Source organism: Janthinobacterium algoris (assembly GCF_051380935.1).
Lineage (GTDB): Bacteria > Pseudomonadota > Gammaproteobacteria > Burkholderiales > Burkholderiaceae_D > Janthinobacterium.
Map to the genome: position 1 here is coordinate 189,769 of NZ_JBNYXZ010000009.1, position 18,456 is coordinate 208,224.

Here is an 18,456-nt window from a genome sequence, read left to right on the forward strand (position 1 = left end):
CCAACCAAACAGGAGCAATGCGTATGTCTGTCAATTTGAGCAAAGGCCAGAAGATTTCTCTGGACAAAGAAGCTGGTACCACCCTGACCCGTATCACCATGGGCCTGGGCTGGGATGCCGTCAAGACCAAGGGTTTCCTCGGTTTTGGTTCGAAGACGGAAGCCGTCGACCTGGACGCTTCGTGCGTCATGTTCGATGAGAACAAGAGCACGTCCGACATTGTCTGGTTCCGCCAGCTGAAAAGCAAGGATGGCAGTGTCGTTCACACGGGCGACAACCGCACGGGCGCGGGCGATGGTGACGACGAACAGATCAATGTCGATCTGTCGACAGTGCCGGCGCACGTGAAAAGCCTGGTCTTCACCGTCAACAGCTTTACGGGCCAGAACTTCTCGCAGGTGGAAAACGCCTATTGCCGCATCTTGAATGCCAGCAATAACCAAGAAGTCGCGCGTTTCAACCTGTCTGTGCAAGGTTCCCACACGGCACAGATCATGGCCAAGCTGTACCGCCATAACGGTGAATGGAAGATGCACGCCATCGGCGAAAACGGCAACGGTCGCACTTTTGACGACTTGATGCCGCAGATTTCCGTGCATCTATAAGGAGCAGTACGCAGCGGGCGGGGGACGGACCGGATACCGGCCCTTGTCCGCTGCTCTAATTTGAAGGAGAGTATGTTGTGATGCGATTGCTGATAGCTTTGCTACTTCCGTGTCTCACGTTTTTCATGCTGGGGCGCCCGCTGGCCGGTGCCGCCACCTTGATCTTGCAGTGCACTGTGATCGGCTGGGCGCCGGCGGCCCTGTGGGCCCTGTACACGGTGAACCAGCATAAAACGGAGCGGGAACTGGAAGGTGCGTTAAGCCGCAGCTACATGCGCAGGCGTAGTCGGTTGATCTAAATTAACCGGGCGCCAGGAATCCTTGCGCTAAAGCCCGCACGAGCGATCGTTGCGGGCTTTTTTGTGCGTGTGCGTGTGCGCGGCGCTACTCGTCGCTCTCGGCGGAGCACATATCTGCTGGTTCTGCCGCTGGCGACTGTATTTCCGCGGCCGCCAGCTGGGTGTCGGCAGTGCGGGCGTCAACGCGCTTCATGTCTTTCGACCACGACACCAGCAAGGCGATAGCCAGCAGCATGCTGGTCACGCCGACGACAAGCGAAATGCCGATGGCCCATTGCGACCATCTTCTTTGTACCAGCTTGAAATGCTCGACGCTCTGCCATTTTCCATTTTTCCAAGCCATCTCGCGGCCCTTGAGGCCCAGCCAGATGGCAACGCCGATGCCGACGTAAGGGATCAGGGAGAGCAAGCCTATCCATGTGCGGTTGCCTATTGCCCATATCCAGTTCAGCAAAAAGGCACCCCAGCTCCAGCCCGCTACACCCGCAGGCATTGCTTCGGCGGCGTCGCTGCGTGCGCCACAGTGTGCGCAAAAGTACGCCTTGCCTTCCGCTTGTTGCGTCCCGCATGCCGTGCAAAACATGGGCTATCCTTCACGATGAATGGTGGCCAGGCAACTGCGGTTCGTGCGTTTATTTACCGCAGCAGCTGGACAGTGCATTCTTCTTCACTGGCGTGTTGGCTGTCTTGATTGCAATCAAGATTTAGTCTTATCGTGACCTGCCGCTCACTTCTTGCAGCGTATCGGCACATTCACCGAATTGCCATCCGAACTCAAGTTGCGGTACTGCAAATCTTCGCTTTCGATGGCAAAGCGGGGCACGGCATGCACATAGCGTTGCTTGCAGACGGTATCGTCATTGATCAGCTGGCTCGCCAGCATGTAGTCGCACAGGGCGAAGCGCGATTCTTCGTCGTCGAGGATCAGCACGCGTGCGGCGCTGTACAGGGCCGCTTGCAAGACCTCCGGGCTGCAATTTTCCGGCCCCGTCAGCTTCAAATGGGTTTTTGTCTGCGTGGCCAGGCGTTGCAGCTTGACCAGGGCGGCGCGCTCTTCCTTGCGCGCACCGTCGATGTGCACGTCCTCGCTGGCCAGGCGCAGCGCCAGCGAGGCGATTTGGTCGATGGAAATATGCCAGGCAAAGCCTTCCAGCCGCGTGCGGATCTGGCCCGGCAAGGGATCGGCCGCATCGACTTCGCAGCGGTACTGGCCCAGGTGGGGCCGGCACAGCACGGGAATGGCAAAGGCCGAAGTGCGCTTGCCCTTGACGAATTTCTGGCTCAGGTCGCCAAAGTTTTCATGCGTGATGGTATCGAAGCGGGCTTGCCCGAAGCCCATTTTGACGAGGTTTTCCTTGCGCTGGCGCGAAAACAGGGCGTCGACGGCATCGTAGATATTCTTGTTGAAGATGCGATCCAGCGGCTGGCGCTCGTCCGACATCTTTTCGAATACGGCGCTGGAATTGGGCGCGTTGGCATCGATGGAAATAAGGATGAAGGGTTTGCTGTTCAGGCGCGGCGGCACGACGGCCATGTCGTTGCCATACATTTGCGTCAGGGCCACGTCCCACAGCGTTTCCACGCCCAGGTTGTCGGCTGCGCCGCCATCGAACAGGTGCACATAGGACGGTGATTCGCGCGATTCGGAACCGAGTTCCGGCACGAAACTGTTTTTCGGCCGAAAACGCTCGAAGGTGACGGAATCGAACACGCCGGGAAAGGCGGCCGAGGTGGCCACGGCCGTGGCCAGGCGGATATCCTGGATCGGCGAATGCAGGGTGCCGTAAAAATACTCATACGAAAACACCACGCGCTTGCCGCCATCGGTGGCGTCCGTCGCGTTGGCCAGGAAGATGGGGCCGTCGTGCGGCAAGTCCTGGTAGGTTTTCTTGTCGTACAGCACATCGTCAAACACGTCGGACAGGAACGAGGTGCGCGTCTTGTTCGTCAACAACATCGTTGTCAGGTTGGCGGGTTTCAAAATGGTCTGGCCGAAGAAATCCGTTTTTAGTTTGCTGCGCAGCAAGGGCCAATCCGTTTGCTTGCCATGCAGCGCATAGTAGCCGCCCGCGATGGCGCCGCCCGAGACGCCGGAGATGGCCGAGGCGCCGCTGACGAGGCCGAACTGCTCCAGCTGCTCCAGCGAGGCGGCCGAGAAATTGGCCGCGCGGCTGCCGCCGCCGGACAGGGCGATGCCGATGAAATGGTCGCTGGGCATGGGATTCTGGATGCGCGCCTTGGGCGCATCGATGCGCAGGCGCGGTGTTTCCTGCACGGTAAACGTGCGGTTTTCGACGCCGCTGTTGGGGCGCAGGGCGAGTACCGTGCAGCCGCTCAGCAGTGCAACGAGGACAAAGGGTAGGAACAAGCGTGGATGCATGCGTGATCTGTGCGTAGTCATGGGTTGGGATACGGACGGAAACGTGTGCGATTCTAGCAAACCCGGCAACAATCACCTATTCATCTGATAGCCGAGCATGGCGGCATTGTAGAGCGCGTGCGTGAGCATGGGCGCCAGCAGCGATCCGCTGCGCTCGTACGCGATGCCCGTGCACAAGCCCAGCACGAAGACGGGCAGCATGGCGGCGGGCGGTTGCACGATGGCAAACAGCGCGGCGGCGATGCCGATCGCTTGCCAGGCGGGCAGAGAACGGCGCAAGCCGCCCTGCAGCAAGCCGCGGAAGAGGAATTCCTCGCACAGGGGTGCGGCCAGCATGCCCACGGCCAGCAGCCACAGCCCGTTCCAGGACAGAACATCCTGCAGGGGCTCGGCAGGCGGCGGCAACAGGGTCGCATAGCCGATGCCGAACAGGACCGCGACACAGGCGCCCGCGCTTCCCCGACGCCACGGTTGGCGCCCCTGTCCGATGCGTGGCACGCCGGCCGTCCTGGCGCGCCAATAGACCAGGAGCAGCAGCGCATACGTGAGCGCGCCGGCCGCGCCGAAGGCGATGGCGACCTGTGCCAGCGGCGTCGCACTGGTACCTTTGAGCAGGATCAAGGCCAGTGTTTGCAGAGTAAAAAACAGCATGGCGGCGATCAGACCGTCGGCCGCCGCTACCGTGGCAGGCGGCGAGGCGGCGGGATCGAGCAGGTAGGGCAGAGCTTCGCGTGCCTTTTGCCACAGGGCCACGGCCAGCGCACCCGTGAGCACGACAAACACCAGTTGCTGCACCAGGCTGCCGGCGGCCAGCGCGACGAGGTACAGGCCGCTGAGCAGTAAATACAGGTACATATACGTGGGGCGCACCTTTGCCGTTGCCTCGGTGGCCAGCGGGTCGCTGGCAAACACGCCTAGCGCCACGGCGATTGCCGCATATAGGGGAATGCCGGCCAGGGCCAGCAGCATCAGGCCCGCCGTTTGCCACGACCAGGCGGGTAGCCAGGCCAGCGCCACGCCGAACAGGATGCATGGATACAGCAGGGCCAGCACGGCCCACAGCTGCGCCTTTTGCCGCAGCGCCTGCTCGACGGAGACGGGAAAGGTGTACAGCAGCCACAGCGCGCCGCCTTCCTTGTTCAGGGTCTGGAAGGCCGACATCATGAGGACATAGGTGCCGAGGAAAAAGCCGGTGGAGGCCAGCAGGACGGGATGCTCCAGCAGCGCGTGCACGTCGCGCGCCTGGCCCGTAAACAGGGCTTGGCCACCGAGGATCAGCAAGGGCATCAGCAGGGTCTGTACGAGAAAATTACGGTCGCGCAAGAGTAACGTCAGCTCGCGTCGTTGAATGACCGTGCCGATGCGCGGGCGCCACCGGCGTGATGGCGGCAGCGTCGGCGCCGGCTTGCGCACGCCTTCGCGCTGGCCCGCGCCCACTACGCCATGGCGCAACTGGCGGCGCAGGATGGCCATGCCCAGCCACATCAGCAGCAGCACTTGCGCCAGCAGCAGGACGGCTGGCAGCAGCAGGGCCGCCACGTCAGATGCATTGAGCAGGCGCAGCAGCAGGCCCGGCGGCGTCCAGCCGGTCCAGGCGGGCATGGCCGCCGCCCACGCATACGCGAAGCCGCCCGTGCCCATGCCAAACGACATGCCCATATACATGGGCAACAGGCCCGCCAGTGAGATCACTGCCTGCAGGTTGCCCAGCTGGGACGGATTGAGCGACAGGCGCAAACCCGTGTCGACCAGGGTGCGCAGCATGGCAGCCAGGGCCAGCAGGACCAGGCTGGCGAGCAGGCCGGACAAAGGAGACATCCAGCCCTGGCCCGCATACCAGGCGATGACGGTCATGCTGGGCCACAGGGCCAGCAAGCCGGCCGGATTGACGAGCGTGCGTTCGAGCACGCGCGCCCACAGCAAGGTGCTTTTCTCTGCGGGCAGGGTGACCAGCCATTCCAGGTCCCAGTCCGGCTTGGCCAGTTCGCCCATGCCCAGCGGCAGCAAGACGCTGACCAGCCACAGTAGCGCCAGCTGCAGGGTCAGGCCGCCCACCAGCGCCGCGCTGAAGGGCGTGGCCATGAATTGCGCGATGACGGGGTCGAGCAGGTGGCTGCCCGTGTACAGGCTGCCGCGCGCCTGGCAGGCGGCGACCTGGTCCAGCAAACAATGCATGTTCAGTACGCTATGGCGGGCAATGCTGCCGAAGGAAAACAGCATGGGCAGCAACAGCAACGCGCCCAGCAGCCAGCGCCCGCTACGCTTGCCCGACGTGGCGGGGCGGCTTTTATTGTTTTTCTTGAATGAAAAGCCACGGCCGCTGACGTTGAGCAGGCGCTGCAAGCGCAAGCGGGTCAGCAGCCAGACGGCGCGCCAGGCGGTGGGCGGCGCCGGTGTCATGCCGTGGACGTTTCATCGGTGAGTTGCAAGAAGAGGTCTTCCAGGCTGCCATCGCTGGACAGTTGCTGGCGGATATCGTCCAGGCTGCCCGTGGCGACCAGGGCGCCACGGTGAATGATGGCGACCCGGCTGCACAGCTTTTGCGCCATATCCAATAGATGTGTGGAAACGAAGATGGTGGTGCCGGCGGCGGCGCGGCGCAGCAAGCGTTCTTGCACGTCGCGCGAGGCACGCGGGTCGAGGCCGTTGATCGGTTCATCGAGGATCAGCACGGCCGGATCGTGGATCAGCGCGCAAGCCAGGCCCAGTTTTTTCTTCATGCCCAGCGAGTAATTGACGGCAAAATCCTCGCTCGCTTCGTCGAGGCCAAATTCCCTCAGCAGGCGCGCGGCGCGGGCGGCCGCTTCTGCGCGCGGAAAACCATGCATTTCGGCCACGAATTGCAGGATTTCACGGCCGCGCAAATAATCGTAAAAAATCGGATTGTCGGGCAGGTAGCCCACCTTGCGCTTGACGGCGGCGCCATCGCGGTGGCAATCGAGGTCATCGACCAGTACGCGGCCGGCGCTGGGTACGAGGATGCCCATCAGCATGCGGATGGTGGTGGTCTTGCCGGCCCCATTCGGCCCCAGGAAGCCGAAGACCTCTCCTTTGCCCACCTGCAAGGTCAGCGGCTTGACGGCCTCGAACGTGCCGTACTGTTTGGCTAGGCCCTGGAATATGATCATCGTGCGCCCTTCAGCGGCCAGCGAAGGCGGCCAGCAGACGCCGTTCGCCGGCGGGCGTCAGGCGCAGGGCGCGGCTGTCGAGTTCGCGCTCGGCCCAGCGCTGGCGCAGGGCCAGCTGCAGGATGGCGGCCCCCAGCGCGCCGCCCAGGTGGGCGCGCCGTTCGCTCCAGTCCAGGCAGGCACAGGCGAAGCGGCGACGCTGCTGCTGCAGTTGCGGCACGTCAATGCCCAGGGCCGCCATGCCGACCGTACCCGCTGCCGACAGGCGATATTCTCCGCCATCGTCCAGCAGCCAGCCTTGCGCGTGCAACTGGTCGTGCACGGTGACGGCGACGGTGCCGGCCATGTGGTCGTAGCAGGTGCGCGCATGGCGCAAGCGGTCCGGCGTGGTGGGGGTAAACGGCGTTGCCGGCACGCCGGCCACCACCAGCAGCGCTTCCAGCGCCCGTGCCACCTCTGCATTGGCCAGGCGGTAATAGCGGTGCTTACCCTGTGCCACCATCGACAGCAAGCCATCGTCGCGCAGGCGCGCCAGATGGGCGCTGGCCGTCGAGGCGCCTGCCTCGGCCAGCGCTGCCAATTCCGTGGCCGTGCGCGCATGGCCATCGAGCAGGCTACACAGCATGCGCGCGCGCGCCGGTTCGGCGATGGCGCCGGCCAGTTGCGCCAGGCGCACATCGGCCGTGTGGGGAAGGGGGCTGTCATCCATGATTCGTTCGCGGGCGAAGTGTTGTAGTGGAAGGGGCAGCATACTCGTGTCCCCACCTCACTGCAATGGAATGCGCATGCCGCTCGACTATCCCACCGACCCTGTTCACCCGCTCGCTGCCGTCACTCACGCGGCGCCGTATGACTACTATCGCCGCCTGGCAGAAGGCCCATCCTGGCGTTTCGATGCGTCACTCGACTGCTGGCTGGCGACGGGCAGGGCCGGCGTGGAGGCCGTGCTGGACCATCCCGCTTGCCGCGTGCGCCCACTGGGACTGGCCGTGCCGCACAACTTGGCGGGCACGCCATGCGGCGCGATCTTTGCCGAACTGGTACGCATGAATGAGGGCGAACGCCATGCCGTGGCGAAACAGGTGCTGGCGCACGTGCTGGGCCAGGTGGATCTGGCGCGCCTGCATGCGCGCACCCTGCATCTGGCGCAAGCACAGCTGCCCGGCAGCGCCGCCCGGCTGAACGGTGCGATTTTCGAACTTCCCCTGTTTGCCGTGGCGGACTTGCTGGGTTTTGCGCCAGCGCAATGGCCGGCGCTGGCCGCCTGGACGCGCGACTTTATCGCCTGTCTGTCGCCGCTGAGCAATGGAGCGCAACTGGCTGGCGCACAGGTGGCAGCGTATGCCCTGTTGCAAGGTTTTGGTCGCTTGCTGCGCGAGGCGGATGCGTTGCCGGGCAGCTTGGTGGGCAAGATTGTGGTAGAGGCGGATGCCGTGGGCTGGCAGGCCTCGGGCGGCTTGCTGGCCAACCTCGTGGGGCTGCTGTCGCAGACGTGCGACGCGACGGCCGGCTTACTGGGCAATGCCGTCGTGGCCTTGCGTACCCAAGCGGATTTACTGCCGCAACTGCGCGCAACGCCGCCGCTGTGGCCGGCCATGCTGCGCGAAGTCAGCCGGCATGATCCCTCCATCCACAACACGCGCCGCTACACGGCGGAGGACGTGGAGTTCAATGGCGTGCGCGTGCCGGCCGGGCAGATGATCGTCGTGGTGCTGGCCAGCGTCTGCCATGATGCCAGCGGGCAGGTGGCGCCAGGCTTTGGCCATGGTCGCCACGTCTGTCCGGGCCAGTCCATCGCGCACGCCATCGCCACGGCCTGCCTGCAAGCGTGGGCCGATGGGCTGGAAGACATGCCGCTGGCGTGGACTTATCTGCCGTCGCTGAACGCCCGCATCCCTGTCTTTAGCACTGGAGAAATAGCATGATTGCCGTGATTTTCGAGGTCTGGCCGAATGCAGAAGGGCGCCAGCAGTACCTGGACCTGGCCGCCGCGCTGCGGCCCTTGCTTGACGATATCGATGGTTTCATTTCCATCGAGCGCTTCAGCAGCTTGAGCGAGCCGGGTAAATTGCTGTCGCTCTCGTTTTTCCGCGACGAGGCGGCGCTGGCGCAGTGGCGGCAGCTGGAAGTGCACCGCGCGGCGCAATCGGCCGGCCGGCACGGCGTGTTTGACGACTACCGGCTGCGCATCGCCGGCGTGGTGCGCGATTACGGCATGCTTGACCGGCAACAGGCGCCGGCCCACAGCCAGCGGCGCCACCATGTTAGCGGGGTAGTGCGCCCTGCGTGATTTTCACCTTGACCCGGTAGGTGGGCTCTGCTGCATTGAGGGCGGGCGGCGTGGCCGGGTCGACGTCGAGCAGGGTGAACGTCAGGTGGTTGACAGTGACGGAACTGGCGGCACCTGGCATGGAATCGGACAGCACGATATCCGTGGCGCCCGCGCTGTTGCGCAAACTGAAACTGTAGCTGACGTAGCCTTTCCACACGCACACGGCGCCCTTGCGGCAGCGGCTGTCGTTGACACGTTCCAGTTTCAGGGTATCGGTAGCCGTGATGGCGACCTGTTCGCCCGGCGAGAGCACGTGGGTGACGTTGCGCGGCGTGTTTTCCGCGTCGCCGGCGCTGCCGGCCGCGCCGCAGCCAGCCAGCACGGCCAGGCAGGTGATGAATATGGGTAATAGCCAGCGACGATAAGAGTCATGGAGGTAATGCATATTTTTCCTTTCAAGTGGAGCGTTCCCGACGCGGCGTGCGCGCAAGAGATGAAAATGATAATAACAAAATGATATTTTCCCGGCGCACTATTGGCACGCTGCGGATGAATTGATGCGCCGGCCACGCGGCGCGCCGATTACTGCGTAAAATGGCTGTTTTGAAAATCAGGAAACAACCATGAAAAAAACTGCCCTGGCGAAAAGCGATGCCAAGAAACTGATGGGAAAGATGAATGTTCCCGGCGCCGGCGCATTCGGTAAGGAAGCGGTGGTCGTCGACCGCCGCGAGCAGCGCAAGCGCGATCAGGCCCTGGGCCTGGTGCCCTTCGCCGTCAAGCTGAACAGCGATCTGGTCTTGCAATTGCAGACCCTCGCCAAGGAGCGCGACGCGGATCTGAATGAATTGGTCGCCGAAATCCTGGTCAAGGGTTTGGCTGCAGCTTAACGGGCTGCCATGTTTATCTGTTGATAAACATTAAGTAGTAAAACTAAAAGGCGCCTTGCGGCGCCTTTTGCATTGCGGCCTTGCTTGTGCTTACACGTAAGCGGCCAGGGCACCCTTCATTTTTTTCAGCGCCGCTACTTCGATCTGGCGGATGCGCTCGGCCGATACGCCGAACTCTTCTGCCAAAGCGTGCAGGGTGGCGCCGGAACCGTCGTCGTTGGCCAGCCAGCGTGCTTCGATGATGCGGCGCGAACGGGCGTCGAGCTTGCCCAGGGCCGTTTCCAGGCCTTCCGATTGCAGACGCGTGACCTGTTCCGCTTCCAGCACCTTGGTCGGCTCGCTTTGCTCCGACGACAGATAAGCGATCGGCGAAAACTTGTCGTCTTCATCGTCGGTTGGCGACTCCAGCGCGATGTCGCGGCCGCTCAAACGCGTTTCCATCTCGATCACTTCTTCGCGCTTCACGTCGAGGAGCTTGGCCAGCGCATCGATCTGCTTGGGCGTCATCGCGTCCAGGCCCGTCTTGTGGCTGCGCAGGTTGAAGAACAGCTTGCGCTGTGCCTTCGTCGTCGCGACCTTGACCAGGCGCCAGTTTTTCAGGATGTACTCATGCATCTCGGCTTTCACCCAGTGCATGGCGTACGACACCAGGCGCACGCCCTGGTCCGGATCGAAACGTTTTACGGCTTTCATCAAGCCAATATTGCCTTCCTGAATCAGGTCGGCATGCGGCAAGCCATAGCCCAGGTAGCCACGGGCAATCGAGACCACCAGGCGTAGGTGCGACAGCACCAATTCTTGCGCGGCGGCCAGGTCATTTTTTTCACGCAGGCGTGTCGCCAGCGAAATTTCTTCGTCGTGGGTCAACATGGGCAGGCGGTTCACGGCCGAGATGTAGGCGTCGATATTGCCCAGATTGCCAGTGAACCCGAGGCCCAGCGCATTATTTTTGGTCGGAACCAATGCGGACGTTGCGGACATCATAGTCATGTTTTCTCCCTCGTAGTCTTGCTTTGTTCCAGATAGCCATGTCACGCGACGTGGCCTGATTGTCTGTTCGGTTTTGCGTATTCGGTCTTGCACTTGCAGATCGCGGCGCCATCTATATCTGGCACTCATGGCACTCATGGCGGCGCTCATGGCGGTTCTGCTGTTGGTATGTGCCTATATTAGCACTCTCTGCCCGAGAGTGCCAATCAGCACATTTAATCGTCCTGATAGCCTAAATACTATGGCGATTTAGTAGTTGATAATTTATCTAAAACGCGCCGCCAAGGCGCATGGTGACTGCAGTGTGCACCTGTTTGCTCGCGCCGGAAAGGGCCGCACGCCTCTTGACGAACGGACATAGTCTACGGCCGCAAGCTGAAGCGAACCTTAAGAATACTTGCTAGATATCAAGATAACCACAGCATGTGGTGGATATTAAAAAAGCAAGGAGGAGGTGCGGCGCATGGCGGCGCCAGGGGCGCCGCCATGGAAACGATGGTCAGTTCAGGCGCGCCAGGTGGCGCTGTACGCAGAGGAAGGCGCCGATCAAGCCCAGGCCGGCGCTGACGGCCAGCAAACCGGCCATCGGCAGCGGTGCCAGCGGCACCAGCTGGAATTCGGACGCATACAGGCGTGCAAACTCGGCAATCGCGGTATTGAGTGGCTGCAAGGCCAGCGCCACGGCGCCCAGCGCCAGCGCACCGGCGCACAGGCCCAGCAGGGCGCCCGTGTAATAGAAGGGGCGGTGGATGAAGGTGTCGGTGGCGCCGATCAATTTCGAAATGCTGATTTCATCGCGCTGCTGCATCACTTGCAAGCGGATGGTGTTGAAGACCACGGCGATTACGGCCACCCCCAGGGTCATGGCCAGCAGCAACAGCACCAGGCGCAGCACGCCCAGCAGGGCCGCCAGGCGCTTGACCCAGGCCGAATCGACTTGCGCCGATTCCACGCCTGGCAGGTGGCGCAACTGTTCCGCCACGGCATCGACGTCCTGCGCTTCGCTGGCGCTGCTGAACGCATCGAGCTTCAGCACGTAGCTGTCGGGTAGGGGATTGTCGCCCAGGGTGCTGAGCACGTCGGCCAGGCCGTTCTTGTTTTTCAGGGTGTCGAGCGCCTGTTCGCGCGGGATGAAGACGATCTTCGCGTTTTGCGCGCCCACAATCTTGCGCATGGCGCTGGCCAGGGCCACGGCTTGCTCGCGCGGCGTGTCGATCGTCAGGAAAACGCTGATTTCCGGGTCGACCGACATCTGTTCCGACATGGGGCGCACATTGTCGAGCATGGTCAAGCCGGCGAACGGCAGCGACAGGGCGATGGCGACGACGAGCACGTTCAATAAAAAGCCGCCCGGCGACTTGCGCAAATGAATCAGCGCCGAGCCCAGCGCGAAGCGGTGTTGACGGAACCAGCCTCTCATGCCTGTTCTCCCTGCGCGTCGTCCGGGTCGGGGGATGGCGCAAAATCGGGATCGGGTGGCGCGAAGACGGGTGCCTGCGTGGCCTTGTCGATGGCCACCAGCTGGCCGTTTTTCAAGTGGATCACGCGGGCGGCGGCGTCGAGCATCTGTTCGTCATGGCTGGAAATGAGGCAAGTCACGCCCACCGAATGAAACGCTTTCAGGGCGTCGAGCACCTTGTTAGCGCTGGCGCGGTCCAGGTTGGCCGTTGGTTCGTCGGCCAGGATGATCTGCGGCCGGTTGACGATGGCGCGCGCAATCGACACGCGCTGCTGTTCCCCGCCCGACAGCGACAGGGGACGCGCCATGGCGCGGTCCAGCAGCCCCACCTTGTCGAGGGCGGCGCGCGCGCGCTGTTCGGCGGCCGCCTTGTGAGCGCCGACGACGAGCAGCGGCAGCATGACGTTGGCCAGGATGGAGCGGTCGTTCAATAATTTTTGCTGCTGGAAGATCAGGCCCATGTTACGGCGCAAAAACGGCACGCCGGCCGGCTTGATCTTCGCCATGTCCTGGCCATTGACGATCAGCTTGCCCGAGCTGGGGCGCTCCATGGCGGCGATCATTTTCAGCAGGGTGGACTTGCCGGCGCCGGAGGGGCCGGCCAGAAAGACCAGCTCGCCTTTGGCAATGCTCAGCGAAATGTCGCTGAGCGCCACGGCGTCGGCGGAGTATTGCTTGGAGACGTGTTGAAATTCAATCATGTATAGGCTTATCCGAGCAGCGCTTCGACAAATTCGGCAGCCACGAAAGGCTGCAAGTCTTCAATTTTCTCACCGATGCCGATGAAATACACGGGCACGGGGCGCACGCGGGCAATCGCCGCCAGCACGCCGCCCTTGGCGGTACCGTCCAGCTTGGTGATTACCAGGCCGCTCAACTGCAGGGCATCGTCAAACGCCTTGACTTGCGTGAGGGCATTCTGGCCCGTGTTGCCGTCGATGACGAGCAGGGTTTCATGCGGCGCGCCCTCCATGCCTTTGCCGATTACGCGCTTGATTTTCTTCAATTCTTCCATCAGGTGCAATTGCGTCGGCAAGCGGCCTGCCGTGTCGACCATGACCACGTCGATGCCGCGCGCTTTCGCCGATTGCACCGAGTCATAGGCCACGGCAGCCGGGTCGCCCGATTCCTGCGAGATGACGGTGACGTTGTTGCGTTCGCCCCAGACCATCAGCTGCTCGCGCGCGGCGGCGCGGAAGGTGTCGCCCGCAGCCAGCAGCACCGATTGATTGTTCGACTGCATGTGCTTGGCCAGCTTGCCGATGGTGGTGGTCTTGCCGGCGCCATTCACGCCGGAAATCATCATCACCAGCGGCTTGTGGCGGCCCAGCTCGAAACGCTTTTCCAGTGGCGAGAGCAGGTCGATCAGCAGCACTTTCAGCGCGGCCTTGACGGCGGCGGCGTCGAGCAACTTGTCTTCCTTGACCTTTTTCTTCAATTCCGTGAGCAGGAATTCCGTGGCGTCGATGCCGGCGTCGGACATCAGCAAGGCCGCTTCCAGCTCTTCGTACAGGGCGTCGTCGATCTTCGCGCCGACGAACAGCACGGATAAGGTATTCGAGGTTTTCGACAGGCCAGCCTTGAGGCGCGTCATCCACGATTTTTTCTCGGGTTCGGCGGCCACGATCACAGGCACGAGCTCGGCCGGCGCGCCGCTCAGGGGCGCAGCGGAGGGAGCAACTGCTGGCGGGGCTGGCCGCGTGGCGGCGGGAAGGACGAGGGGCTCGGCTGGCGCAGCCTCGGGAGCAATGGGTTTTTTCTTGAAGAAACTAAACATGGATGTGTGGTGGCGGGTGCTGACCTAAGGCCCGGCGGCGCCGGACACTGTTGTTACGGGCTATTCTACCAGAGCGGGCCCGGCCCTTCATGCTTTACTGTTCGATTGGCAACATTGCGCGGCTATCCACGGAGATCACCGCAGTTGTCCGGCTTTCCAGCCGGTTCAGTGGGTTTGCAGGGCGAGCGCCTGATGGCGGCGGCGCCAGTCGGCGATGCTTTCCTCGACTTGCCGCAAGTCCAGCACCAGCAGGAAGGGCGGCGGGTGCTTGTACAGGACGGGACTGCGTCCGCCAGCCCACAATTCCATGTCTGGCGGCAAGCTCGCGTGCAACTGCTGCAGGCTGTCGCGCGTCTGCCGTTGCTTGCTGGCGCTGGAAAACGACAGCGCCACGATATCGGCCCGCTGCGCGCGGGCGGCAGCGACAATGTCGGTCAGCGGCGTTTCTATTCCCAGCGATATGCAATGGGCGCCGGCCGCCGCGCACAGCGCCTCGGCCATCAGCAGGCCCAGGCCATGGCGCTCCTGCGGCAAGGTACTCAGGACGATGCGCGGCGAGCGCGTGGACGGGCTGCTGGCTTGCGGCAGGGAAAAAATCGCGTGGCGCAGTACCGTCTGCAAGGTTTCGCTATATAGATGCTCTTCGTATACGGCCAGTTCGCCGCATGCCCACGCTTCGCCGACCATGCTGGTGAGGGGAGCGATGACGTCGATGGTGAAGGCTTTCAGACCCAGCACGGCCAGCGCGTGGCGCAGGGCGTCGCCCAGTTCCGCTATCTGCTGGCCGCGGCACAGGGCCAGGTAATGCGCCAGTTGCGGTTGTGGCAAGGGCTGCGCTGCGCTGCCGGCGCTGGCCAACTGCTGTAACTGCGCGGTGCTGTGCTGCATGATTTTTCCCGGACGAAATCCGAGGTCCAGCAGGTGCTTGACCATGCGCAATTTTTGTACTTGCTCGGCCGGGTAGCTGCGCTCGCCAAAGGCGTCGCGCTGTGGCTGGGGAAAGGCGTAGCGGCGTTCCCACACACGCAGCGTTTCCTTGGCCAGACCGGTGTCGCGCTCGACATCGCTGATGCTGAAGGTGGGCGGGGGTTGCAGCGGTTGCAGGTCGATATCCATACAGGGGGCTTGCTCGCATGCAAAAAGAACGTGAGATGCATTTTACGCCTTCCGCCGCCCCGGACCAAATAGCTGAATCCGATAGAAAATTGCCTGCGTATAAGTTTCTGAGCGGTTCGCTCGCTCATTGACATAGATCAATATTTACTTGATTATTGGTTTTGTCCTGGACAAACTTGATATGGATACTGTTATGAAGATCGCCGTCGTCGGAGCGGGAATTGCCGGTTTGTCGTGTGCCTATCGCCTGGCGCAGGCGGGTCAGGACGTCACCTTGTATGAGGCGGGCGATTATTTTGGCGGCCACAGCCATACGGTGGATGTCACGCTCGATGGTGTCACGCATGGCGTCGACACGGGTTTTCTCGTGTTCAACCACGCCACCTACCCGAACCTGGTGCAATTGTTTGACGAACTCGGCGTCGAGGCGGCCGACAGCGACATGTCGTTTTCCGTGAAAATGCCCTTGGGCACCACGCCCGATGCCCGCGTGCTGGAATGGGCGGGTGCCAATTTCGATACCGTGTTTACCCAGCGCAGCAATCTGCTGCGCCCCGCCTTCTTGCGCATGCTGCGCGATATCCTGCGCTTCAACCGCCAGGCCAGCGCCCTGGCCGCGGCCAGCGTACCGGCGCCGGCCATGTCGCTGGGCGAGTTTCTCGACCGGCATGCTTACGGCGACGAATTCCGCCACTGGTATCTGCTGCCGATGGCCGCCTGCATCTGGTCGTGCCCTGCGCGCCAGATGCTGGCCTTTCCCTTGGCTACTTTCATCCGTTTTTGCCACAATCATGGCTTGCTGCAAGTCAGTGACCGGCCACAATGGCGCACGGTACGGGGTGGTTCGCGCATGTATGTGGAAAAACTGCTGGCGGGCATTGCGCAGCAGCGCCTGGCGTGTCCCGTGCTGGCCGTGCGCCGCCAGCCGCACGGCGGCGCGCGCATGGTCGAGCTGCATACAGCCGCCGGCGTCGAGCATGTCGACCACGTCGTGCTGGCTTGCCACAGCGACCAGTCGCTGGCTCTGCTGGCGGACATCCGCGACGACGAGCGCAAGGTGCTCGAAGCCGTGCGCTACCAGCCGAACCGGGCTGTGCTGCATACGGATGCGTCTTGCCTGCCGCAGCGCCGCAAGGCTTGGTCGGCATGGAATTACCAGGGCCGGCCGGCGCAAGCGGATGGCGAGGCGCCGCAAGTGTGCGTGCATTATTTGCTAAACCAGTTGCAGCCGCTGCCGTTCAGCACGCCCGTCATCGTCTCGCTCAATCCGCTCGACGAGCCAGATCCGGCCAAGGTGATCGACGCGTTTTCGTATGCCCACCCTGTGTTCGATGGTGCGGCCATTGCTGCCCAGGCGCGCCTGGCCGGCTTCCAAGGCACGCAGAACACGTGGTTTGCGGGTGCCTGGACGGGCTATGGTTTTCATGAAGACGGCTTGAAGTCGGGCCTGGCCGTGGCAGACGCGTTGAACGGCATGGCGTCGGCGGAGCTCGGTCATGCCGCGTGATCCCTCGCCGCTCGTGCCGCCGCAGCCCCAGCTGTGCCTGGGACGGGTGCGCCATGCGCGGCTGCGTCCGCGCGCGCATGCTTTCAGTTACGGCATGTTTTATCTGCGCCTGCCCTTGCGCAGTCTGGGCGTGCAGGATTTTCCCGCCCGTTTGATTTCGCGCAACGGTGCCAACGTGCTGGCCTTCCGCGACAGCGACCATGGCGATGGCACGACACCGCTGCTGGAGTGGATCGATGGCCTGCTGCGCCAGCAAGGCGTGCTGGACGCGGGTGGCGAAATCTGGCTGCAAACCATGCCGCGCATGTTTGGCTATGTCTTTAACCCCATCAGTTTCTGGTTTTGCCACCGCCCGGATGGCGTGCTGCGCGCCGTGCTGTGCGATGTACGCAATACCTTTGGCGAGCGTCATCTGTACTTGCTCGAGCAGGGCGGCGCCATCGCGTATGGCAGTGAGTTGCGTGCCGACAAAATTTTCCATGTATCGCCGTTTTGCAAGGTGGAAGGAAATTATCGTTTCCGTTTCCTGCGCAAGCCCGAGCAGGGCGGCGAGCGCCACCTGGCCCGGGTCGATTACGACGACCTCGACGGTCCGCTGCTGCAAACGAGCTTGTCCGGCACGGCGCAGCCGCTGCGCGATGGCGTCATCGCCTGGGCCTTGCTGCGCTACCCCCTGATGACGTTTGGCGTGATGGCGCGCATCCATTGGCAAGCCTTGCGCCTGTGGCTGCGCCGCGTGCCGTTTTTCAGCAAACCCCTACCCCCACAAGAAAAGGTGTCCCGATGAGCTCTGACTCCCTGCCGACCGCCATGCATGCGCGCAGCAGCCCCACTCCCTTGCCTGGGCATGACCATCTGGATATGCCTGCCACCGGACGCATGATTGTGCGCCTGCTGGAAAAATTGCAACACGGCGCCTTGCGCTTGCGCACGCCTGACGGCAGTATCTTGCTGTACGGCGACGGCAGCCACCCCGTCACCCTGGACTTGCACAACTGGCGCCTGTGCTCGGCCGTCCTGCGTTCGGGCGACATCGGTTTTGCCGAAACGTTTATCGCGGGCGACTGGCGCACCGACAATTTGCCGGGCTTGATCGAGTTGATGATACGCAACCGCGCGCAGATTGAGTCCTTGATCTACGGTAACTGGTGGGGCAATCTGGTCTACAAGGTCAGGCATTTGCTCAACCGCAATTCGCGCGCCGGCAGCAAGAAAAATATCCACGCCCATTACGACATCGGCAACGCCTTTTATCAGCTGTGGCTGGATCCGTCGATGACGTATTCGAGTGCGTTGTTTAGCGAAGGCACCAGCCTGGAGCAGGCGCAGGGCGCGAAATACGCGCGCATTGCCGACCAGTTGCAACTGCAGCCGCAGCTGGGCCAGCGCGTGCTGGAAATCGGCTGCGGCTGGGGCGGCTTTGCGGAAACCGCGGCGCGTGACTACGGCGCCCACGTGACGGGTTTGACCTTATCCACCGAGCAACTCGCCTATGCGCGCCAGCGCCTGCAGGACGCGGGGCTGGCGCAACAGGCCGATTTGCAACTGTGCGACTACCGCGACAGCCATGGCCAGTACGACGCCATCGCTTCGATCGAGATGTTCGAAGCCGTGGGGCAAAGCTACTGGCCCGGCTATTTCGCCTGCGTGGCGCGCAACCTGAAACGGGGCGGGCGCGCCTGCATCCAGACCATCGTCATCGCCGACGCTTTGTTCGAGCGCTACAGCAAGAGCACGGACTTCATCCAGCAATACATTTTCCCGGGCGGCATGCTGCCATCGCCAGCCGAGTTTCGCCGCGCCGCCGAGGCGCACGGCTTGCGCGTGGAAGACGCCTTCAGCTTTGGCCTCGACTATGCGGAAACCCTGCGTCTGTGGCGCGCCAGCTTTCTGGCCCAGCGCGCGGCGCTGGAAAAACAGGGTTTCGACGGCCGTTTCCTGCTGACCTGGGAGTTTTACCTGGCGTATTGCGAGGCGGCCTTCCAGGCGCACAACACGGATGTGATGCAATTTACCCTCGTCAAGGACTGACC

The 18,456-nt window shown here is 62.7% G+C and carries 19 protein-coding genes; 8 read left to right on the forward strand and 11 right to left on the reverse strand.

Annotated features, from left to right (window positions below; genetic code table 11):
* Window positions 1-23: 23 nt before the first annotated feature.
* Complete coding sequence (locus ACQ4W7_RS15495) at window positions 24-605, forward strand: TerD family protein (RefSeq protein ID WP_426074504.1); 582 nt, start codon at window positions 24-26, stop codon at window positions 603-605.
* A gap of 80 nt (window positions 606-685) precedes the next feature.
* On the forward strand, window positions 686-904 hold the full coding sequence (locus tag ACQ4W7_RS15500; protein ID WP_436531545.1) for a YqaE/Pmp3 family membrane protein: 219 nt from the start codon (window positions 686-688) through the stop codon (window positions 902-904).
* 85 nt (window positions 905-989) lie between these two features.
* Here ACQ4W7_RS15500 and ACQ4W7_RS15505 read toward each other — a convergent pair whose 3' ends face one another.
* From ACQ4W7_RS15505 to ACQ4W7_RS15525, 5 genes are all read right to left on the reverse strand, one after another.
* Window positions 990-1,487 (reverse strand): zinc ribbon domain-containing protein, encoded by a 498-nt coding sequence (locus ACQ4W7_RS15505; RefSeq protein WP_426074506.1) that lies wholly within the window; start codon window positions 1,485-1,487, stop codon window positions 990-992.
* Window positions 1,488-1,631: 144 nt separating this feature from the next.
* A complete protein-coding gene (locus ACQ4W7_RS15510; protein WP_436531547.1) occupies window positions 1,632-3,284 on the reverse strand; it encodes a patatin-like phospholipase family protein in 1,653 nt (550 codons plus the stop codon).
* A gap of 72 nt (window positions 3,285-3,356) precedes the next feature.
* On the reverse strand, window positions 3,357-5,684 hold the full coding sequence (locus ACQ4W7_RS15515; protein WP_436531549.1) for a CPBP family intramembrane glutamic endopeptidase: 2,328 nt from the start codon (window positions 5,682-5,684) through the stop codon (window positions 3,357-3,359).
* The gene (locus ACQ4W7_RS15520; RefSeq protein ID WP_436531551.1) at window positions 5,681-6,412 is read right to left on the reverse strand and encodes an ABC transporter ATP-binding protein; all 732 of its coding nucleotides are present in this window, start codon (window positions 6,410-6,412) and stop codon (window positions 5,681-5,683) included. The genes ACQ4W7_RS15515 and ACQ4W7_RS15520 overlap by 4 nt, the downstream gene beginning before the upstream one ends.
* Window positions 6,413-6,422: 10 nt before the next feature.
* On the reverse strand, window positions 6,423-7,121 hold the full coding sequence (locus tag ACQ4W7_RS15525) for an ArsR/SmtB family transcription factor (RefSeq protein WP_436531553.1): 699 nt from the start codon (window positions 7,119-7,121) through the stop codon (window positions 6,423-6,425).
* A 76-nt stretch (window positions 7,122-7,197) separates the two neighbouring features.
* On the opposite strand from ACQ4W7_RS15525, the gene ACQ4W7_RS15530 reads away from it, so the two are divergent.
* Entirely contained in the window at window positions 7,198-8,337 is a 1,140-nt protein-coding gene (locus ACQ4W7_RS15530) for a cytochrome P450 family protein (RefSeq protein WP_436531555.1), read from the forward strand.
* The gene (locus tag ACQ4W7_RS15535) at window positions 8,334-8,702 is read left to right on the forward strand and encodes an antibiotic biosynthesis monooxygenase family protein (RefSeq protein WP_436531557.1); all 369 of its coding nucleotides are present in this window, start codon (window positions 8,334-8,336) and stop codon (window positions 8,700-8,702) included. The genes ACQ4W7_RS15530 and ACQ4W7_RS15535 overlap by 4 nt, the downstream gene beginning before the upstream one ends.
* Here the strand turns inward: ACQ4W7_RS15535 and ACQ4W7_RS15540 are convergent.
* On the reverse strand, window positions 8,677-9,129 hold the full coding sequence (locus ACQ4W7_RS15540; protein ID WP_436531559.1) for a hypothetical protein: 453 nt from the start codon (window positions 9,127-9,129) through the stop codon (window positions 8,677-8,679). The genes ACQ4W7_RS15535 and ACQ4W7_RS15540 overlap by 26 nt on opposite strands.
* A 178-nt stretch (window positions 9,130-9,307) precedes the next feature.
* On the opposite strand from ACQ4W7_RS15540, the gene ACQ4W7_RS15545 reads away from it, so the two are divergent.
* Complete coding sequence (locus ACQ4W7_RS15545) at window positions 9,308-9,574, forward strand: hypothetical protein (RefSeq protein ID WP_436519782.1); 267 nt, start codon at window positions 9,308-9,310, stop codon at window positions 9,572-9,574.
* A 90-nt stretch (window positions 9,575-9,664) separates the two neighbouring features.
* Here ACQ4W7_RS15545 and rpoH read toward each other — a convergent pair whose 3' ends face one another.
* From rpoH to ACQ4W7_RS15570, 5 genes are all read right to left on the reverse strand, one after another.
* Window positions 9,665-10,558 carry an RNA polymerase sigma factor RpoH gene (rpoH, locus tag ACQ4W7_RS15550; RefSeq protein WP_426074581.1) on the reverse strand — a complete coding sequence of 298 codons (894 nt, stop codon included), beginning with the start codon at window positions 10,556-10,558 and terminating at the stop codon, window positions 9,665-9,667.
* 505 nt (window positions 10,559-11,063) lie between these two features.
* Window positions 11,064-11,984, reverse strand: a complete 921-nt coding sequence (ftsX, locus tag ACQ4W7_RS15555; RefSeq protein WP_426074515.1) for a permease-like cell division protein FtsX — start codon at window positions 11,982-11,984, stop codon at window positions 11,064-11,066.
* Window positions 11,981-12,724, reverse strand: coding sequence for a cell division ATP-binding protein FtsE (locus ACQ4W7_RS15560; RefSeq protein WP_426074516.1), 744 nt, complete (start codon window positions 12,722-12,724; stop codon window positions 11,981-11,983). Before ACQ4W7_RS15560 ends, ftsX begins: the two co-directional genes overlap by 4 nt.
* A gap of 8 nt (window positions 12,725-12,732) precedes the next feature.
* Entirely contained in the window at window positions 12,733-13,800 is a 1,068-nt protein-coding gene (gene ftsY, locus ACQ4W7_RS15565) for a signal recognition particle-docking protein FtsY (protein WP_436531562.1), read from the reverse strand.
* Between the two features lie 165 nt (window positions 13,801-13,965).
* Complete coding sequence (locus ACQ4W7_RS15570) at window positions 13,966-14,916, reverse strand: MerR family transcriptional regulator (protein WP_426074518.1); 951 nt, start codon at window positions 14,914-14,916, stop codon at window positions 13,966-13,968.
* A gap of 193 nt (window positions 14,917-15,109) precedes the next feature.
* On the opposite strand from ACQ4W7_RS15570, the gene ACQ4W7_RS15575 reads away from it, so the two are divergent.
* The 3 genes from ACQ4W7_RS15575 to ACQ4W7_RS15585 are packed head-to-tail and all read left to right on the forward strand — an operon-like array spanning window position 15,110 to window position 18,454.
* Window positions 15,110-16,423, forward strand: a complete 1,314-nt coding sequence (locus ACQ4W7_RS15575) for an NAD(P)/FAD-dependent oxidoreductase (protein ID WP_436531653.1) — start codon at window positions 15,110-15,112, stop codon at window positions 16,421-16,423.
* Window positions 16,413-17,210, forward strand: coding sequence for a DUF1365 domain-containing protein (locus tag ACQ4W7_RS15580; RefSeq protein ID WP_426074519.1), 798 nt, complete (start codon window positions 16,413-16,415; stop codon window positions 17,208-17,210). Before ACQ4W7_RS15575 ends, ACQ4W7_RS15580 begins: the two co-directional genes overlap by 11 nt.
* Window positions 17,207-18,454, forward strand: coding sequence for a class I SAM-dependent methyltransferase (locus ACQ4W7_RS15585; protein ID WP_436531565.1), 1,248 nt, complete (start codon window positions 17,207-17,209; stop codon window positions 18,452-18,454). Before ACQ4W7_RS15580 ends, ACQ4W7_RS15585 begins: the two co-directional genes overlap by 4 nt.
* The last annotated feature ends 2 nt before the right edge of the window (window positions 18,455-18,456 follow it).

Excerpts from the sequence above, each read along its gene's own strand:
- ACQ4W7_RS15495 (WP_426074504.1), top strand. The coding sequence starts at position 24 with ATGTCTGTCAATTTGAGCAAAGGCCAGAAGATTTCTCTGGACAAAGAA.
- ACQ4W7_RS15500 (WP_436531545.1), top strand. The coding sequence starts at position 686 with ATGCGATTGCTGATAGCTTTGCTACTTCCGTGTCTCACGTTTTTCATG.
- ACQ4W7_RS15505 (WP_426074506.1), bottom strand. The coding sequence starts at position 1,487 with ATGTTTTGCACGGCATGCGGGACGCAACAAGCGGAAGGCAAGGCGTAC.
- ACQ4W7_RS15510 (WP_436531547.1), bottom strand. The coding sequence starts at position 3,284 with ATGCATCCACGCTTGTTCCTACCCTTTGTCCTCGTTGCACTGCTGAGC.
- ACQ4W7_RS15515 (WP_436531549.1), bottom strand. The coding sequence starts at position 5,684 with ATGACACCGGCGCCGCCCACCGCCTGGCGCGCCGTCTGGCTGCTGACC.
- ACQ4W7_RS15520 (WP_436531551.1), bottom strand. The coding sequence starts at position 6,412 with ATGATCATATTCCAGGGCCTAGCCAAACAGTACGGCACGTTCGAGGCC.
- ACQ4W7_RS15525 (WP_436531553.1), bottom strand. The coding sequence starts at position 7,121 with ATGGATGACAGCCCCCTTCCCCACACGGCCGATGTGCGCCTGGCGCAA.
- ACQ4W7_RS15530 (WP_436531555.1), top strand. The coding sequence starts at position 7,198 with ATGCCGCTCGACTATCCCACCGACCCTGTTCACCCGCTCGCTGCCGTC.
- ACQ4W7_RS15535 (WP_436531557.1), top strand. The coding sequence starts at position 8,334 with ATGATTGCCGTGATTTTCGAGGTCTGGCCGAATGCAGAAGGGCGCCAG.
- ACQ4W7_RS15540 (WP_436531559.1), bottom strand. The coding sequence starts at position 9,129 with ATGCATTACCTCCATGACTCTTATCGTCGCTGGCTATTACCCATATTC.
- ACQ4W7_RS15545 (WP_436519782.1), top strand. The coding sequence starts at position 9,308 with ATGAAAAAAACTGCCCTGGCGAAAAGCGATGCCAAGAAACTGATGGGA.
- rpoH (WP_426074581.1), bottom strand. The coding sequence starts at position 10,558 with ATGATGTCCGCAACGTCCGCATTGGTTCCGACCAAAAATAATGCGCTG.
- ftsX (WP_426074515.1), bottom strand. The coding sequence starts at position 11,984 with ATGAGAGGCTGGTTCCGTCAACACCGCTTCGCGCTGGGCTCGGCGCTG.
- ACQ4W7_RS15560 (WP_426074516.1), bottom strand. The coding sequence starts at position 12,724 with ATGATTGAATTTCAACACGTCTCCAAGCAATACTCCGCCGACGCCGTG.
- ftsY (WP_436531562.1), bottom strand. The coding sequence starts at position 13,800 with ATGTTTAGTTTCTTCAAGAAAAAACCCATTGCTCCCGAGGCTGCGCCA.
- ACQ4W7_RS15570 (WP_426074518.1), bottom strand. The coding sequence starts at position 14,916 with ATGGATATCGACCTGCAACCGCTGCAACCCCCGCCCACCTTCAGCATC.
- ACQ4W7_RS15575 (WP_436531653.1), top strand. The coding sequence starts at position 15,110 with ATGAAGATCGCCGTCGTCGGAGCGGGAATTGCCGGTTTGTCGTGTGCC.
- ACQ4W7_RS15580 (WP_426074519.1), top strand. The coding sequence starts at position 16,413 with ATGCCGCGTGATCCCTCGCCGCTCGTGCCGCCGCAGCCCCAGCTGTGC.
- ACQ4W7_RS15585 (WP_436531565.1), top strand. The coding sequence starts at position 17,207 with ATGAGCTCTGACTCCCTGCCGACCGCCATGCATGCGCGCAGCAGCCCC.